The sequence below is a fragment of the Nitratireductor aquimarinus genome (assembly GCF_017255295.1).
Lineage (GTDB): Bacteria > Pseudomonadota > Alphaproteobacteria > Rhizobiales > Rhizobiaceae > Nitratireductor > Nitratireductor aquimarinus.
Map to the genome: position 1 here is coordinate 167,519 of NZ_JAFKDE010000005.1, position 12,438 is coordinate 179,956.

15 protein-coding genes are annotated in these 12,438 nt (G+C 61.8%); 11 read left to right on the forward strand and 4 right to left on the reverse strand.

Annotated features, from left to right (window positions below; all coding sequences use genetic code 11):
* Nucleotides 1-32 precede the first annotated feature (32 nt).
* From JYP46_RS10000 to JYP46_RS10010, 3 genes are all read left to right on the forward strand, one after another.
* A complete protein-coding gene (locus JYP46_RS10000; protein ID WP_113153494.1) occupies nucleotides 33-827 on the forward strand; it encodes an SDR family NAD(P)-dependent oxidoreductase in 795 nt (264 codons plus the stop codon).
* Between the two features lie 131 nt (nucleotides 828-958).
* A complete protein-coding gene (locus JYP46_RS10005) occupies nucleotides 959-1,333 on the forward strand; it encodes a VOC family protein (RefSeq protein WP_113153495.1) in 375 nt (124 codons plus the stop codon).
* Between the two features lie 12 nt (nucleotides 1,334-1,345).
* Nucleotides 1,346-2,056 (forward strand): helix-turn-helix transcriptional regulator, encoded by a 711-nt coding sequence (locus JYP46_RS10010; RefSeq protein WP_206548020.1) that lies wholly within the window; start codon nucleotides 1,346-1,348, stop codon nucleotides 2,054-2,056.
* 123 nt (nucleotides 2,057-2,179) lie between these two features.
* Here the strand turns inward: JYP46_RS10010 and JYP46_RS10015 are convergent, their stop codons facing one another.
* Nucleotides 2,180-2,887, reverse strand: a complete 708-nt coding sequence (locus JYP46_RS10015; protein ID WP_206548021.1) for a DUF1013 domain-containing protein — start codon at nucleotides 2,885-2,887, stop codon at nucleotides 2,180-2,182.
* Nucleotides 2,888-3,114: 227 nt separating this feature from the next.
* Between JYP46_RS10015 and JYP46_RS10020 the strand changes: the two genes are divergently transcribed.
* On the forward strand, nucleotides 3,115-5,313 hold the full coding sequence (locus tag JYP46_RS10020) for an esterase-like activity of phytase family protein (protein ID WP_206548022.1): 2,199 nt from the start codon (nucleotides 3,115-3,117) through the stop codon (nucleotides 5,311-5,313).
* A gap of 146 nt (nucleotides 5,314-5,459) precedes the next feature.
* On the opposite strand, the gene JYP46_RS10025 is transcribed toward JYP46_RS10020, so the two are convergent.
* Nucleotides 5,460-6,440, reverse strand: coding sequence for an NAD(P)H-quinone oxidoreductase (locus JYP46_RS10025; RefSeq protein ID WP_206548111.1), 981 nt, complete (start codon nucleotides 6,438-6,440; stop codon nucleotides 5,460-5,462).
* A gap of 149 nt (nucleotides 6,441-6,589) precedes the next feature.
* Between JYP46_RS10025 and JYP46_RS10030 the strand changes: the two genes are divergently transcribed.
* Both JYP46_RS10030 and JYP46_RS10035 read left to right on the forward strand, forming a co-directional pair.
* A complete protein-coding gene (locus JYP46_RS10030; protein WP_113153498.1) occupies nucleotides 6,590-6,784 on the forward strand; it encodes a DUF1192 domain-containing protein in 195 nt (64 codons plus the stop codon).
* 214 nt (nucleotides 6,785-6,998) lie between these two features.
* Nucleotides 6,999-8,273 carry an MFS transporter gene (locus JYP46_RS10035; RefSeq protein ID WP_206548023.1) on the forward strand — a complete coding sequence of 425 codons (1,275 nt, stop codon included), beginning with the start codon at nucleotides 6,999-7,001 and terminating at the stop codon, nucleotides 8,271-8,273.
* A gap of 370 nt (nucleotides 8,274-8,643) precedes the next feature.
* On the opposite strand, the gene JYP46_RS10040 is transcribed toward JYP46_RS10035, so the two are convergent.
* Complete coding sequence (locus JYP46_RS10040; RefSeq protein ID WP_113153500.1) at nucleotides 8,644-8,823, reverse strand: YdcH family protein; 180 nt, start codon at nucleotides 8,821-8,823, stop codon at nucleotides 8,644-8,646.
* 227 nt (nucleotides 8,824-9,050) lie between these two features.
* Between JYP46_RS10040 and JYP46_RS10045 the strand changes: the two genes are divergently transcribed.
* The 3 genes from JYP46_RS10045 (at nucleotide 9,051) to JYP46_RS10055 (ending at nucleotide 10,959) form a co-directional block, all read left to right on the forward strand.
* The gene (locus JYP46_RS10045) at nucleotides 9,051-9,275 is read left to right on the forward strand and encodes a YdcH family protein (protein ID WP_222474041.1); all 225 of its coding nucleotides are present in this window, start codon (nucleotides 9,051-9,053) and stop codon (nucleotides 9,273-9,275) included.
* 110 nt (nucleotides 9,276-9,385) lie between these two features.
* Nucleotides 9,386-9,877, forward strand: a complete 492-nt coding sequence (gene purE / locus JYP46_RS10050) for a 5-(carboxyamino)imidazole ribonucleotide mutase (protein WP_113153501.1) — start codon at nucleotides 9,386-9,388, stop codon at nucleotides 9,875-9,877.
* Between the two features lie 2 nt (nucleotides 9,878-9,879).
* Entirely contained in the window at nucleotides 9,880-10,959 is a 1,080-nt protein-coding gene (locus JYP46_RS10055; protein ID WP_206545660.1) for a 5-(carboxyamino)imidazole ribonucleotide synthase, read from the forward strand.
* Here JYP46_RS10055 and JYP46_RS10060 read toward each other — a convergent pair.
* Nucleotides 10,946-11,359: a lysozyme inhibitor LprI family protein gene (locus JYP46_RS10060; RefSeq protein WP_206548024.1), complete on the reverse strand. Its 414-nt coding sequence runs from the start codon at nucleotides 11,357-11,359 to the stop codon at nucleotides 10,946-10,948. The genes JYP46_RS10055 and JYP46_RS10060 overlap by 14 nt on opposite strands.
* A gap of 193 nt (nucleotides 11,360-11,552) precedes the next feature.
* On the opposite strand from JYP46_RS10060, the gene ykgO reads away from it, so the two are divergent.
* Both ykgO and JYP46_RS10070 read left to right on the forward strand, forming a co-directional pair.
* Complete coding sequence (ykgO, locus tag JYP46_RS10065) at nucleotides 11,553-11,678, forward strand: type B 50S ribosomal protein L36 (RefSeq protein ID WP_007008283.1); 126 nt, start codon at nucleotides 11,553-11,555, stop codon at nucleotides 11,676-11,678.
* A 70-nt stretch (nucleotides 11,679-11,748) separates the two neighbouring features.
* Entirely contained in the window at nucleotides 11,749-12,342 is a 594-nt protein-coding gene (locus JYP46_RS10070; protein WP_206548025.1) for a tetratricopeptide repeat protein, read from the forward strand.
* The last annotated feature ends 96 nt before the right edge of the window (nucleotides 12,343-12,438 follow it).

Genomic DNA, 12,438 nt, shown 5'->3' on the forward strand with positions numbered 1-12,438 from the left:
GGTCCGGCCGATTTTTGGCATAAGGATTCATCATGGCACTGGACGGCAAGACAGCAATCGTAACGGGCGGCGCGAGCGGCATTGGCTATGCAATCGCCGAGCGGTTTCTGCGCCACGGCGTCAAGGTCGTGATCGCCGATGTGGATGGCGAAAAGGGTGCGCAGGCGCTTTCCGATCTGGAAAAACTGGGCGATGCGCGCTTCGTGAAGGCGGATGTGAGCAAGCGGCTGGACGTGCACAACATGCTGGCGGAAACCATCGACGCCTTCGGCGACGTGGACATTCTCGTCAACAATGCCGGCATCGTGCATGCGTCCGACTTTCTCGACCTGAGCGAAGAGGATTTCAGCCGCGTTCTCGACATCAATCTGAAGGGTTCCTTCCTCGCGGGACAGGCCGTGGCCCGCTTCATGGTCGAGAAAGTGCAGAATGGCGGTGCGCCGGGCACGATCATCAACATGTCGTCGATCAACGCCGTTCTCGCGATCCCCGAGCAGATTGCCTATTCGGTTTCCAAGGGTGGCGTGAACCAGCTCACCCGCGTCATGGCGCTGGCGCTCGCGCCCTATGGCATTCGCGTCAACGCGATCGGGCCGGGCTCGATCATGACCGAGATGCTGGCCAAGGTGAACAGCGACCAGGCGGCGCGCAACCGCATGCTCTCGCGCACGCCGCTCGGCCGCGCCGGCGAGCCAGGCGAGATCGCCTCGGTGGCAACCTTCCTGGCCGATGACGATGCAAGCTATGTGACGGGACAGACGATCTACGCCGATGGCGGACGCCTGCCGCTGAACTACACGGTGGAAGTGAAGCCGGATATCTCCTGACAAAACGGCGTCAGCACCGGTCGGCGATGATGCCCTGCCCTTTTTTCTGCGCAGCGTAACGGCCCTCCTGACAGTGTGTTGTCAGGAGGGCTGTGTCATTCTGCAGGCATTGAAAATGGAGGGTTACCCAAGTGTCTGCCACTTTGCCGTTGCATGCTGTCGTCTGGGCGGAAATTCCGGTCACCGACATGGACCGGGCGCGCGCTTTCTATGGCGCTGTCGTTGAAAATGAACTGGCGCTGCAGGAAGACGGGCCGAACCCGTTTGCCGTGTTCGCCTCGAAAGACCCGCAGGAATCCATCTCGGGGCACATCTACCCCGGCAAGCCGGCTCCCGAAGGCACCGGGCCGACCATTCATCTCGCAGTCGCAGCGCCGCTTGAAGACGCCATGAAGCGCGTGACGGACAATGGCGGCAAAGTGGTGTCGCCCATCGTCACTATTCCTGCCGGTCGTTTCGTGTATTGTCTCGATCCCGACGGAAACAGCTTCGGAATTTTTGCGTGAGGAGAACAACGCATGCGCCGTGCTGACCGACTTTTTCAAATCGTCCAGCATTTGCGGGGCGGGCGCCTGGTTACGGCGCGTTTGTTGAGCGAGCGTCTCGAAGTCTCGGAACGCACGATCTATCGCGATATCGCCGACCTGCAATCGACCGGGGTTCCCATCGATGGCGAGGCGGGCGTGGGCTATCTGATGCGGGAGGGGTTCGAGCTCCCCCCGCTCATGTTCACCCGCGACGAGATCGTGGCCCTGGTGGCCGGGGCGCGCATGGTGCGCGCCTTCGGCGGCGCAGCGATGGCGCGTGCCGCCGAAGAAGCGCTCATCAAGATCGGAACCGTGCTGCCGGAACCGGAGCGCGACCGGATTGCAAAAACCGAAATTCACACCCCGCACTGGGTGGTGAGCGACATGGACCGCCAGACCATCGATGCGCTGGAGCGCGCGGTGGAAACGCGCGACGTGCTTGCCCTCGACTACCGCGACGAGGCAGGCCGGACATCGGAGCGCGATGTGCGGCCTCTGGGCCTGTGGTTCTGGGGAAAGGTCTGGACGCTGGTGGCCTGGTGCGAGCTGCGCGGAGATTTCCGCACCTTTCGCATCGACCGCATTGCGGCGATCAAGCCGGCAGGGCGCGGGTTCCGGCCAGAGCGCGGCAAGCAGCTTGCCGACTTCTACCGCCGCATGGAAATTCATGAAGCCATGATCGGCAGGGCACAGGCCTGCTGAACCGGAAGCTCTTCTGCAACAGGACGTTCTGCCGCCATCACCCGATACGAAAACAGCCTGATACGAGATCAGGCTGCTCTAATTTCTCCCCGGCAATCCGGGGAGATTATCAGGTATCGCGAATCAGGACTGATCGTCCTCATCATCGTCATTGTTTTCGGTGGAACGCATCGACGAGAGCTTTGCGAAGACGGCTTCTGCGTCGAGTTCCTTCTCTTCCGAGGAGGACGAATCCTGCTCGCCGAGCGGCAGATGCTCGGTCTCGGATGCCGGCAGAAGCGTTTCGCCGGTGCTCTCCTGCGGCGGCAGGTAACGGGCAGCGCGCTGCACTTCCAGATCCAGATCGATCTGCGAGCACAGGCCCAGCGTCACCGGGTCCATCGGCACGAGATTGGGCGAGTTCCAGTGGGTGCGCTCGCGAATGGCCTCAATGGTCGACTTGGTGGTGCCGACGAGACGCGAAATCTGCGCGTCCTTGAGCTCCGGATGATTGCGCACCAGCCAGAGAATGGCGTTGGGGCGGTCCTGACGCTTGGAGAGCGGCGTGTAACGCGGCCCCTTGCGCTTGGTCTCCGGCACACGCACCTTCGGCTCGGAAAGCCGCAGCTTGTGGTTCGAATTGCGCTCGCCCATGGCGATTTCTTCGCGGGTGAGCTGGCCGGTCATGACCGGGTCCATGCCCTTGATGCCCTGAGCGGCGTCGCCATCGGCAATGGCACCAACCTCAAGCGGATGCAGCTTGCAGAACTCTGCAATCTGATCGAACGTCAGCGCCGTGTTGTCGACCAGCCACACGGCGGTGGCCTTGGGCATGAGAAGCGTGTTGGCCATAGTTCAAGAATCCTCTTCCTTCGCCCGCGTCCCTAGCGCGGGCGGTGGTTATAACCACCGATGTTGGGAAATTTCGTCCGCTTTATAAACTGAAACACCCCCCTTACGCAACAAATTGCGCAGCACCCCAGAACGGGGGCGTCACCGAACCGTCATTGATCCGTCATCGGCGTGAAACCAAGCCCTCCGATTGTGCCGCTCCTACGGGACTTGAGGGAGTTTTGAACATGCAACGCAACGCGATCATTCTTGCTCTGCTGGCCAGCACGGCTGTCATCTTACCGGCTCAGGCAGAGATGAATTTCAAACGCATCGCCACTTTTGCAGTGGCCGAGAACCTGCCGGCCGATACCGACAAGGCGACGGAGACCTCTTCCGAAATCATCGCCCGCAGCGCGGACGGCAAAACACTGATCTATTCCGACAGCCCGCTGGGCGGCGTCGGCTTCATCGACATCAGCGATGCAGCCGCGCCGAAAGCCGGCGGCGCTGTGATGCTGGACGGCGAACCCACCTCCGTGGGCGTGGTCGGCCAGAAGGCGATTGCCGCAGTGAACACCTCGAAGAGCTTTACCGAGCCTTCCGGCAATCTGGTGGTGATCGACATGGCGGCGAAAACCGCCGAAGCCTCCTGCGCGCTGGGCGGGCAGCCGGATTCGGTCGCGATCAGCGCCGATGGACGCTTTCTGGCCGTCGCCATCGAGAATGAGCGCGATGAAGACCTGAATGACGGCGTGATTCCGCAGATGCCTGCCGGCGACCTCAAAGTGTTCACGCTCACCGACGGCATGCCCGACTGCGACAGTATGAAAACCGTCTCGCTTGCCGGTCTCGCCGACATCGCGCCGAGCGACCCGGAGCCGGAATTCGTGGATTTCAACGACGCGGGCGAAATTGTCGTCACGCTTCAGGAAAACAACCACATCGCGGTGGTTTCGGCTGAAAGCGGCGCGGTGGTGAACCATTTCGCCGCCGGCAGCATCGACCTCGAACAGATCGACACGCTGGACAATGGCGCAATCGACTTCGATCAGGCGGCAGCCAATGTGAAACGCGAGCCGGACGCCGTGAAGTGGCTCGACAATGACCGCTTCGTGACCGCCAATGAGGGCGATTATGAAGGCGGATCGCGCAGCTTCACCATCTTCAACAAGACGGGCGAGGTTCTGTTCGACAGCGGCAACGATCTGGAATTCCGCGCCGCAGCCGCCGGCCACTACCCGGACAAGCGCTCCGACGCCAAGGGCACCGAGCCCGAGGGCCTTGAAGTCGCGACCTTCGGCGATCAGCGATACATCTTCGTTGCGCTGGAGCGTGCTTCGCTCATCGCGGTCTACCGCGACACGGGCGGCGCACCGGAATTCGTGCAGGTGCTGCCGTCGGGCATCGGACCGGAGGGTCTGGTCGCCATTCCCGAGCGCAACCTCCTGGTGACGGCCAATGAGGCGGACCTGATCGAAGACGGCGGCGCACGCTCGCATGTGATGGTCTACGAACTTTCCGAGGGCAAGGCCGCCTACCCGACCATCGAATCCGCCATGGACGAGAACGGCGCACCGTTTGGCTGGGGCGCTCTTTCGGGCCTCGTGGCTGATCCGGAAAAGCCCGGCACGCTCTACGCCGTGTCGGATTCGTTCTACGGCAACCAGCCCGCCATCTTCACCATCGACGCGACGCAGACGCCGGCGCGGATCACGAAAAAGACGGTCGTGACCCGCAATGGCGCGGCTGCCCAGAAGCTCGACCTCGAAGGCATCGCCAATGATGGCAAGGGTGGTTTCTGGCTCGCTTCGGAAGGCCGCACCGACCGCCTGACGCCGCACGCGCTGTTCCGCGTCGATGCAAAGGGCGAGATCAAGCAGGAGATCGCACTTCCCGCCGAACTGCTCGCCGTGGAGCAGCGCTTCGGCATGGAAGGCGTGACCGTGGTTGGCGAAGGCGACGACCAGATGCTGGTGATGGCGATCCAGCGCGAATGGAAAGACGACCCGAAGGGCCAGGTGAAGCTGGTGAGCTACAAGCCTGCCTCCAAGGAATGGGCTGCCGTTCGCTATCCGCTGGATGCGGCGGAAAAGGGCTGGGTCGGCCTTTCCGAAATCACTGCGCATGACGGCAAGCTCTACATCGTGGAGCGCGACAACCAGATCGGCTCGTCGGCGAAGATCAAGAAACTCTACAGCGTGTCGCTGGACGGTTTCGCACCGGCTGCACTGGATGCAGACCTGCCGCTGGTGGAAAAAACGCTGGAGCGTGACCTGCTGCCGGAGATGAAAGCCGCGACGAATGGCTATGTGGTCGACAAGATCGAGGGCTTCGCCATCGACGCGGACGGCACCGCCTATTTCGTGACCGACAATGACGGGGTGGACGATTCGTCCGGCGAGACCATCTTCGTCAATATGGGCAAGCTCAGCGCGACCCACTGACCTGGATCGTTGTTGCGCAATTCCGGACGGGTAACCGGCTTCAGTTTTCCCGGAATTGCTCTCGCAAACAAAGCCTCCCAGGGCTGAAGGCCCCGGCATCATCGCCGGGGCCTTCCTGTTTTTGCGAAAGGCGTTTTTGCCGGTGATCAGGACACTTCCAGCACGATTTTGCCGATATGCGCCCCCTCTTCCATGCGCTCATGCGCACGCCAGGCCTCGGCCAGCGGGAAGGTCATGTCCATGACCGGGGCGATGCGGCGGGCGGCCAGAAGCGGCCAGACATGCGCTTCCAGCTCTGTTGCGATTATGCCCTTGAAGGCGACAGAACGGGGCCGAAGCGTGGAACCGGTGTGGCTGAGGCGCTTGCGCATGATCTGCGAGAAATCGACCTCTGCCCGCGCCCCCTTGAGGAAGGCGATCTGCACGATGCGTCCATCCATGGCCGCGGCGGTGTAATTGCGCTCGATATAGTCACCACCGATCATGTCGAGGATGACATCCGCGCCATGGCCGCCTGTCTCTTCCTTCACGGCCTCGACGAAGTCCTCGTCACGGTAATTGACCGTGCGCACCGCGCCCAGCGACGCGCAGGCGGCGCATTTTTCCGCCGAGCCCGCCGTGGCGATGACCTTCGAGCCAAGGGCTGTCGCCACCTGAATGGCGGTGGTGCCGATGCCGGAGGAGCCGCCATGCACGAGCAGGGTCTCGCCCTCTTTCAGGCAGCCGCGCTGGAACACATTGTGCCAGACGGTGAAGAAGGTTTCGGGGATGGCCGCAGCCTCGGTGAAGCTGAACCCATGGGGCACCGGCAGCGCGTTGGTTTCATGCGTCAGGCAGTATTCGGCATAGCCGCCACCGGGTGTCAGCGCCGTGACACGGTCGCCCACCTGCCAGCGTTTCACCCCCTCGCCTAGCGCGACAACCTCACCGGCGGCCTCGAGGCCCGGCAGATCGGAAGCGCCGGGCGGCGCCGGATAGAGCCCCTTGCGCTGAAACACGTCGGGCCGGTTGATGCCGGCGGCGCGCACCTTGATGAGAATTTCCCCTTCGCCCGGCTTCGGCACATCGCGTTGCTCCGGCTTCAGCACTTTCGGCTCGCCCGGCTCGCTGATCGCCACTGCCGTCATCTTCTCTGGAAGCGCCATATGATTCGTCATGCCCCTGTTGATTTGAAGAACGTCCGACAACACAATCGGCGAGTGATGCACGCGGATCAAGGGCGCGCCTGACAGGATAGCGCATCACCCTGCGGATGGAGGCGATGGGAGAACGCGCAATGGGCATTTTCGACGAGGACGACAAGAAACAGGCGGCCGGCCACCGGATCGGTGAGGACCTGTCGCTGCTCTCCGTAGAGGAACTCAACAAACGGATTGCGCAACTGAAGGAGGAGATCGTGCGGCTCGAACGGGACATTGAAAGCAAGGGTGCAACCAAGAACGCCGCAGAGGCATTGTTCCGACGGGATTAGCCTGGCGCGAAAGGGTCTTCGGATACCGCAATCGTCGCCCTGAACGACGGTTTTGCGATGGCGGCGACGCCGTTATTCGCGCATAGTGTCAAACGCGTGTCTCGAAGACGCCGCCAGTCTCTTCCCCGGCCTTGCTGACGCCATGATTCGATGGCGAAGGCGCGGTTGAACGACAACCGGCCAATTCGAACGCTACCCCCTTCGGAACCCGTACATGCTGTCACCTCTCGGCTCTATCATTGCGCTTCTTCTGGGCACCGCATTCCTGCTCACGGGATCGGGCCTTCATGGACTTTTGCTGCCGCTTCGCGGGCAGATGGAAGGCTTCCCGACGGCCTCTCTGGGTGCCTTGGGCGCTGCCTGGGCAGCGGGCTTTGTCGCTGGCTGCTTCATCGCGCCGCGCATCGTGCGCCGCGCCGGCCATGTGCGGGCCTTTGGCGCGTTTGCGGCCTCGGGCGCGATCATTGCGCTTTTGACCGGCATGTGGGTGGATCCGACCGGCTGGGTCATCCTGCGCATCTTCACCGGCTTCACCATGGCCGGCGCATTCATGGTGATCGAAAGCTGGCTGAACGAGAAGTCCACCAATGAAAACCGGGGCACCGTTTTCGGCGTCTACATGATGCTGACCTATGCGTCGCTGACCGCCGGACAGATGACGGTGGCGTTCGGCGATGTGTCGAACACGCTCCTGTTCATGACGACCGGCATCCTGTTCTGCATGGCGCTCATTCCCACCGCCGTTTCCAAGGCGGTGAGCCCGCAGCCGCTGGCGCAGGTCACGCTCGACCTCAAGGGGCTTTTCGTGAACTCGCCGGTGGCATTTATCGGCTGCCTTCTTGTGGGCACGGCCAATGGCGCGTGGGGCACGCTGGGCGCGGTCTATGGCGGCGAGATTGGCATCTCAACGCTTCAGATTGCCACGATGATGAGTATTGCCGTTCTGGCCGGGGCCGCACTGCAGCTGCCGGCCGGCCGGCTGTCGGACCGGATCGACCGCCGCTTCGTGATCGCGGGACTGTCGTTCGGTGCTAGCCTTGTGGGGTTCACGATTTTCCTCACCGCACCACGCGACGGCACCTATGTGATCGCGATGACGGCGGTCTATGGCGCTTTTGCCTACACGCTTTATTCGATCATCGTCGCCCATGCGAACGACCACGCTTCGCCGGAAGACTTCGTGAAAGTGGCAAGCGGACTTCTGTTTCTTTATGGCGGCGGAACCATGCTCGGCCCGCTGGTTGGCGGCGTGCTGATGGAAAGCCTGCGCCCGGAAAGCCTGTTCCTGATCACCGCGCTTTCCCATTTCAGCCTTGCTGGCTATGCGCTGCTGCGCATCACGCGGCGTGCCCCGGTGCCGGTGGACGAGCGCGAGGCGTTCAACGCCCTGCCTTCCGAACGCGCCGTGACGCCGCAGGCTGCGGTGCTCGACCCGCGCAGCGACACGGAGGATGCCGAGAACGGCGAGGCGGAGGCCGCTGTCAAATAGGCGTCATGAAACCCGGTATAGGGTGAGCGCATCGGCATTCATGTTGCGAATGCCGGATTGCGGTTTCCAGAATGACGAAGCCCCCGCACCCGGATGACCCGAGACGGAGGCTGAAGGCCCGCAATTGGGCCGCATTATCAAGATCACGAATCAGGCGCGAAACGCGCCTGACCGGCATTTGCTTTCGGATTGGTCCGGTTTGGAATTGGTCCGGTGCTCCATCAATGGATCAGACCGCCCCTTGCGCATCCGGATGGACGCGCGGCGATCTGGAGCGCTTCCGCTTTCCATTGAAGCGCAAGACGCTCTCATTCATTGTTTTTGCGCAATTCCGGACGGGAAACCGGTTCCCACTTTTCCTGGGTTTGCTCTAATGACGGGTCGCACCTGCCATGATCTTTTCCATCTCGTCCTTGATGGCCAGCTTGCGCCGTTTGAGTTGAGCAATGTCGAGCTCATCGACTGAAGGATGGAGCTTGGCGCTGTCGAGCTCCCGCTCCAGTTCGCCGTGTTTACGCTTCAACTCTGCAAGATGGGATTCAAGAGACATGATTGGGTTCTCCTTTGTTTCCTCGAGAACTCACCGGCCCCTCACCCGCCCGCGGGAACCGGCGATCCAGACAGTGTGCCACCTGAAATGTGGCTTGTCGAACACAGTCTGGTAGCATTTCCTGTAATGCTGAAATGTGCTATAAGCGCGGCCGCTGACGGGCCTGCCTCGACAGCTTTGATCGGCTGCAGATCCGCCCGCCGGATTCAGGCCAGAATCTTGCATATGTGGATCAGCTGACTGTGGTGACATCAGAACAGGAACAGGCGGAAATTCGTCTCGAATTCGCCCGCCTCAAACAGGATCACGCGGATTTCGACGCCGCGATCAACGCAATGATCGCTACGGGCTGCGACCCGCTTCGCATTCAGCGCATGAAAAAGAAAAAGCTGGCGCTCAAGGACCGGCTTCAGGAACTGGAAGACAACATCATCCCTGACATCATTGCGTGACTTGCCTGAATTGCCTGATTTCCTGTCGAATTCGACATCAGGCGGGCGCACGAGGTTGCGGGGAGAGACAGTTTTGACTACAGGCTGTTTTTTGATTGCGAGGGGGCTTGATGGCTGAGCGGACCGCCCGAGTGGCGATAATCATGGGAAGCCAATCCGACTGGGCGACAATGCGCCACGCCGCAGACACGCTGGATGCGCTGGGTGTGGAATATGAAGCGCGGATCGTTTCCGCCCACCGCACGCCTGAACGTCTCTATGACTTTGCCAGGAATGCCCGCGACGAGGGCTTTCAGACCATCATCGCCGGCGCCGGCGGCGCGGCCCATCTGCCGGGCATGACGGCCGCCATGACGCCGCTGCCCGTTTTCGGCGTGCCGGTGGAATCCAAGGCGCTTTCGGGGCAGGATTCGCTTCTCTCCATCGTACAGATGCCCGCCGGCGTGCCGGTTGGAACGCTGGCCATCGGACGCGCCGGCGCGATCAACGCCGCGCTTCTTTCGGCCTCGGTTCTCGCGCTCTCTGACGAAGACCTTGCCGACCGTCTCGATGACTGGCGCGCAGCACAGACGGCACAGGTGGCCGAATATCCGGTAGATTGATCATGAAGGCTCCACTTCCCCAGGGCGCAACCATCGGGATTCTCGGTGGCGGGCAGCTTGGCCGCATGCTTGCCATGGCGGCAGCGAAACTCGGCTACCGCACCATCATTCTCGACCCCGCGGAAAACAGCCCTGCGGCACAGGTGGCCAACGCCTTCATTCATGCGCCCTATGACGACGCCAGCGCCCTGCGCCGGCTCTGCGCGCAATGCGACGTCATCACCTATGAATTCGAGAACGTGCCAGTGGCGACTGCCGCAACGCTGAGCGAACAGCTGTCAGTGTTCCCGCCGCCCGAGGCGCTGGAAACGGCGCAGGATCGCCTCGCGGAGAAGATTTTCCTGAACGCGGCAGGCATCTCGACGGCGCCGTTCGTTTCCGTGGACAGCGATGACGACCTGGCGCGGGGCCTTGAGGGCTTTTCCGGCAGCGGCGTGCTCAAAACCCGGCGTCTGGGCTATGACGGCAAGGGACAGCGCGTGTTTCGCGACGCCACGGCCGCAGATTGCGAAGGCGTGTTTGCCGAGATGGGCGGCGTTCCGCTGATCCTCGAGGCGCTGATCCCCTTCCAGCAGGAAATCTCGGTGATCGCGGCGCGTTCGGTGGACGGGCATATCGCCACCTATGAGCCGGCCCACAACGAACATCGCGACGGCATTCTGCACCGCTCTACTGTCCCGGCCGAAATCGCCCCTCAGACGCGGGCGGCCGCCACGCAGGCAGCCACGGACATTCTCACCTCCCTGCAATATGTCGGGGTTCTGGGCGTCGAGTTCTTCGTGCTCGACAATGGCAAGGTGCTGGTCAACGAGATCGCGCCGCGCGTGCACAATTCGGGACACTGGACCGAGGCGGCCTGCACGGTTTCGCAGTTTGAACAGCACATTCGCGCCGTGGCGGGCCTGCCGCTGGGCGACCCGAGGCACCACTCGGACTGCGTGATGGAAAACCTGATCGGTGACGAGGTTCTGCGCGCAACGGAACTGCTCGCAGAACCCGATCTGATGCTCCACCTCTATGGCAAGACGGACATAAGGCCCGGCCGCAAGATGGGGCACTTCACGCGCCTTACAGGCAGCTGAGATCGCCTTCCTGACAGTCCACCAGATCTTCCAGCTGATCTGAACGGTCTTCGGTCAGGTCTTCAAGGCACTGGGCGCGGATCATCGGCTCGATGGACCCGCCGCGCACGCCGAGCGTGACCAGATCGCATTCAGCATCGCGAAACGCGATCCAGGCGCGCTGCGCATCGCGCAGAAGCGTGCGCGCTTCCTCATTGCTCTCGTAACGCTTCATGGCGTCGCCATAGCGCGCATTGAGCTTCTTGTCGGCGGCTTGATAGGACTTGCCTGCGCACTGGGTCATGTCGGCCTGCGTCTGCGCATCGTCGCAGTCGAGTTCATCTGCATGAAGGGGCACGGACGAGGCGAAGAGCAAAAATGCGAATGCTGCAAACGGATACCGGAAATTGCGATATGACATATGAATCTCCATAAAGCTGTGGTCATCAAAAAATCGGGCTGCCTGCAACGTGGAATCGCCGGATTCACCCTCGACAACCCGCCGAAAGGTTGACACAGGCAAGCTTCGTCGTCTATGAGCCCATCGACTTGTGGCGCGCCGGGACAGCGCGCCTTCTCATTTCGGGCCCAACGGCCAACCACGGACAAGAACGATGAAGATCAAAAATTCGCTCAAAGCGCTGAAGACCCGTCACCGCGAAAACCGCATGGTCCGTCGCAAGGGACGCATTTACATCATCAACAAGTCCAACCCGCGCTTCAAGGCACGGCAGGGCTGATCCGCCTGTTCGGGCGGTCTTCACGCGAAATTCAGTTTTCCTTTGGCTGTGCCGCGCCTATGATTGCGGCATGGTCCGATTCACTGTAGCCATTGCCGCCATTTTCATGATGGGTCTGCCGCCTCTTCAGGCGGCCGATGGCAATGAGCCTGTGACCGGCGTTGAAGCGCCGGCGACAGACAGGCAGACGCGACTCAACGCGCTTTTCTCCGACCTCAAAAAAGAAACGAACGAACGGGTCGCACGCCGGATTGCCCTGCGCATTGGCGAAGCCTGGAGCGATTCGGGCAGCGATACCGCCAACCTGCTGATGCAGTGGGCGAATGACGCCGTCAAAGCGCAGGATTTCTCCGTTGCGCTGGATTTTCTCGATCAGGTGACCGTTCTCTTTCCCGATTATGCGGAGGGCTGGAACCGGCGCGCGACGGTGCATTACATGATGAACGACTATGCCCGCTCCATGACGGACATATCGCATGCGCTGGAGCTGGAGCCCCGCCATTTCGGCGCGCTGGCCGGCATGGCGCGCATTCTGCAGGCCACGGGACACGAGCAGCAGGCGCTGACGGCCTATGAGCAGGTTCTGGACGTCTATCCCATGCTGAGAAGCGCACAGAACGCCGTGGCGGAGATTTCCGACGAGCTGGACGGTCAGGGCATCTGACGCGCTCTGTGGCGCGCCCTCGCCCCGTATAACAGCCCCTACGTTTTTCTACCGGCGCATAAAAAAAGCCCGACAGGGAAACCCCGCCGGACCGTA

Excerpts from the sequence above, each read along its gene's own strand:
- ykgO (WP_007008283.1), top strand. The coding sequence starts at position 11,553 with ATGAAGATCAAAAATTCGCTCAAAGCGCTGAAGACCCGTCACCGCGAA.
- JYP46_RS10055 (WP_206545660.1), top strand. The coding sequence starts at position 9,880 with ATGAAGGCTCCACTTCCCCAGGGCGCAACCATCGGGATTCTCGGTGGC.
- JYP46_RS10000 (WP_113153494.1), top strand. The coding sequence starts at position 33 with ATGGCACTGGACGGCAAGACAGCAATCGTAACGGGCGGCGCGAGCGGC.
- JYP46_RS10035 (WP_206548023.1), top strand. The coding sequence starts at position 6,999 with ATGCTGTCACCTCTCGGCTCTATCATTGCGCTTCTTCTGGGCACCGCA.
- JYP46_RS10015 (WP_206548021.1), bottom strand. The coding sequence starts at position 2,887 with ATGGCCAACACGCTTCTCATGCCCAAGGCCACCGCCGTGTGGCTGGTC.
- JYP46_RS10010 (WP_206548020.1), top strand. The coding sequence starts at position 1,346 with ATGCGCCGTGCTGACCGACTTTTTCAAATCGTCCAGCATTTGCGGGGC.
- JYP46_RS10030 (WP_113153498.1), top strand. The coding sequence starts at position 6,590 with ATGGGCATTTTCGACGAGGACGACAAGAAACAGGCGGCCGGCCACCGG.
- JYP46_RS10040 (WP_113153500.1), bottom strand. The coding sequence starts at position 8,823 with ATGTCTCTTGAATCCCATCTTGCAGAGTTGAAGCGTAAACACGGCGAA.
- JYP46_RS10070 (WP_206548025.1), top strand. The coding sequence starts at position 11,749 with ATGGTCCGATTCACTGTAGCCATTGCCGCCATTTTCATGATGGGTCTG.
- JYP46_RS10060 (WP_206548024.1), bottom strand. The coding sequence starts at position 11,359 with ATGTCATATCGCAATTTCCGGTATCCGTTTGCAGCATTCGCATTTTTG.
- JYP46_RS10025 (WP_206548111.1), bottom strand. The coding sequence starts at position 6,440 with ATGACGGCAGTGGCGATCAGCGAGCCGGGCGAGCCGAAAGTGCTGAAG.
- JYP46_RS10020 (WP_206548022.1), top strand. The coding sequence starts at position 3,115 with ATGCAACGCAACGCGATCATTCTTGCTCTGCTGGCCAGCACGGCTGTC.
- purE (WP_113153501.1), top strand. The coding sequence starts at position 9,386 with ATGGCTGAGCGGACCGCCCGAGTGGCGATAATCATGGGAAGCCAATCC.